This window comes from Betaproteobacteria bacterium (genome assembly GCA_016791345.1).
Classification (GTDB): domain Bacteria; phylum Pseudomonadota; class Gammaproteobacteria; order Burkholderiales; family JAEUMW01; genus JAEUMW01.
Genome location: JAEUMW010000206.1, coordinates 1 through 2,460, shown reverse-complemented (window position 1 = coordinate 2,460; position 2,460 = coordinate 1). Strand labels below are relative to the sequence as shown.

The following is a 2,460-nucleotide window of genomic DNA, read 5'->3' as shown; positions in this document are numbered from 1 at the left end:
GCCGCGAGCCAGTCCAGCTTGTAGCGATACTTGTCCGACGTCACCGACTCTCCGTTCGGCACGTAGAGGCATATCACCCGCACGTCGTCGAACGTCGCGGCGAGCACTCGTTTCTGCGGATCGTCGCAGCCCGGGATGGCGGTCACCACGTCGATGCCAGGTCGGCGGGAGACGATCGCCACCCCGTTGTAGGTCTTCTGACCCGCGGCGAGCGCCTGGTAGCCGGCGACCCGCAAGGCCTCGAACGGGAAGTCGATGTCCTGCAGCTTGGTTTCCTGCAGGCAGGCGATGTCGATCCCGGCGGCGGGCAGCCAGTCCAGCACCTGCGACAGCCGGACCTTGAGGGAGTTGACGTTCCAAGTGGCGATTCTGAGCATGCTGTTTCCCGCATAACCCTGACTCCATGAGAGTCTCACACAGAAACGCCTGCCACAGCTCGCACATCACGTCGGCGCGTCGTCGCCGCGCGTGTCCGGCGGACATTCCACCAGTTTCTGCGCGCCGTCAGGGCTCGAGGTGCGGGCGCATCAGTGCCGCGAACCAGTCGATGAACACGCCGAGGCGGTGTGTGCGCTGGCGACGGTGCGGGTAGACGAGCGATACCGGCATGGGCGCGGCGCGAAAATCGGGCATGACTTCCACCAGTCGGCCGCTGTCGAGCAACTGCTCGACGTCGAAGCGCGGGATCTGGATGAGCCCGAGTCCCGCCAGACAGCAGGCGATGTAGTTTTCCGCGCTGTTGACGATCACGCGGCATGGGACCTCCGCGCTGCGTTCCTCGCCTGAGCACAGGAACTCCCAGGGGACTTCCCGTCCGGTCGAGGGCGAGGCATAGCCCACCGACCAATGCCCCTTGCCGAGATCGTCCGGGTGGCGTGGTGCCCCGTGTTCCTCCAGATAGTCCGGGCTCGCACAGTTGACGAGAGCAAGCCGCCCGATGGGACGGACCGCGAGGTTGCTTTCCCGAAGCGCGCCGACCCGCACGGCGCAGTCCATCCCCTCGCGCACCAGGTCGATCACGCGGTCGGTGGAACTCAGTGCCACCTGCAGTCCGGGATGGCGCCGCAGCAGGTCCGGCAGGGACGGTGCCACCAGCCGCCGGGCGATGCGTGTGGGCATGTCCACGTTCAGCCGACCCGCGACCTTGAACTCGCTGCCAACGAAGAGCTGGTCGATGTCCTCCGCGTCAGCCAGCAGCCGCCGCAGGCGTTCCAGCAGTTTCAAGCCATCGGCGGTGGGCCGAACCTGTCGGGTGGTCCGGTGCAGGAGTCGTGTGCCGAGCTTCGCTTCGAGTTGCTGGACGGCCGCCGAGACCGAGGCGCGCGGGATCTCCAGCCGGTGAGCCGCCTTGATGAAGCTGCCCATCTCGGCAACCTGAACGAACACGCGATACTGATGGAGTCGGTCCATTCCATCTTTTTATCACGCCCCGAGTGAAGGACCGCGGCGGGTCGGCGAAACAGTTGCGAAGAGGTTTCCGCGCGAAGGCTACTTCGTCGTGTAGCCGCCGTTGATGAGAATCGTCTGGCCGGTGATCCACCAGCCATCGCTCACGAGATGACGGATGAACGGAACGACGTCCTCAATGTGGGTGAGGCCGGACCGGGTGAATGGCGAAAGCGCAGCAGCAGTCTTGTGGTAGGCGACGGCATCGTCGCTTTCCGCCGGATAGAAGAAGGGCGTGTCCATGGGACCCGGCCCCACGGCATTCACGGAGATGCCGCGTGCGCCGAACTCCTTTGCCGCCGCCCGCGTGAAGTGCTCCACCGCGGCCTTGGTGCCGGCATAGGACGCGTAGAACGGCGTGAAGGCGCCAAGCAGCGAAGTCACCAGTGTCACGACCTTGCCTCCGTCGTTGACGTGTCTGCCCGCCTCCTTGAGGAAGAAGAACGCGGACTTGGAGTTCACGGCTGCCATCTCGTCGTACTCCGCCTCGGTAACCTCCAGAATCGGCTTCTTGAGCACCCTGCCCACGGTGTTGATCGCGATGTCGGGTGCACCGACGCTGCCAATCGCGTCCGCGAAAAGCCGCTCGGCAGCTGCCGCCGTTGTCAGATCGGCCTGGATCGCCACGGCCCGCGCGCCCGCAGCCTCGACTGCGGCGCAGGTAGCTTCGGCATCCGCTTTCGATGCGCCGCTGTTGTAATGGACGGCCACGGCTCGCGCGCCGTGCCCGGCAAGGTCGCGCGCAATGAGTCCGCCGAGGTTCTTGGCGCCGCCCGCGATGAGGACGGTCTTGCCTGTGATGGAATGGTCAGCCATTGGCATCTCCTGAAACTGTTCGGAGTGCCAGCTTAGGTGGAAGTGCTTGCTGAATCAGCCGCCGCGCACGGGATGAACCGTCCAGAATGACAGTCCAATCGCCGTGCGCGAAACGCCGGAGTGAAAACGGAAGGAAGACGTGGGGATGAGACGCCGCGCTAGCGTGCGAGCGCAGAATCGATGGACGCCAGGCGGCCG

Annotated in this window: 3 protein-coding genes; all 3 read right to left on the bottom strand. The window is 65.3% G+C overall.

The window, feature by feature from the left end:
- The coding region (locus JNK68_07790; GenBank protein ID MBL8540259.1) for an endonuclease/exonuclease/phosphatase family protein at positions 1–377 on the bottom strand (377 nt) is incomplete at its 3' end.
- 127 nt (positions 378–504) lie between these two features.
- On the bottom strand, positions 505–1,410 hold the full coding sequence (locus JNK68_07785; protein MBL8540258.1) for a LysR family transcriptional regulator: 906 nt from the start codon (positions 1,408–1,410) through the stop codon (positions 505–507).
- Between the two features lie 78 nt (positions 1,411–1,488).
- Positions 1,489–2,262, bottom strand: a complete 774-nt coding sequence (locus JNK68_07780; protein MBL8540257.1) for an SDR family oxidoreductase — start codon at positions 2,260–2,262, stop codon at positions 1,489–1,491.
- Positions 2,263–2,460: the final 198 nt, after the last annotated feature.

What these genes read in the sequence shown, in the direction of transcription:
- JNK68_07780 (MBL8540257.1), bottom strand. Translation starts at nt 2,262, where the DNA reads ATGGCTGACCATTCCATCACAGGCAAGACCGTCCTCATCGCGGGCGGC.
- JNK68_07785 (MBL8540258.1), bottom strand. Translation starts at nt 1,410, where the DNA reads ATGGACCGACTCCATCAGTATCGCGTGTTCGTTCAGGTTGCCGAGATG.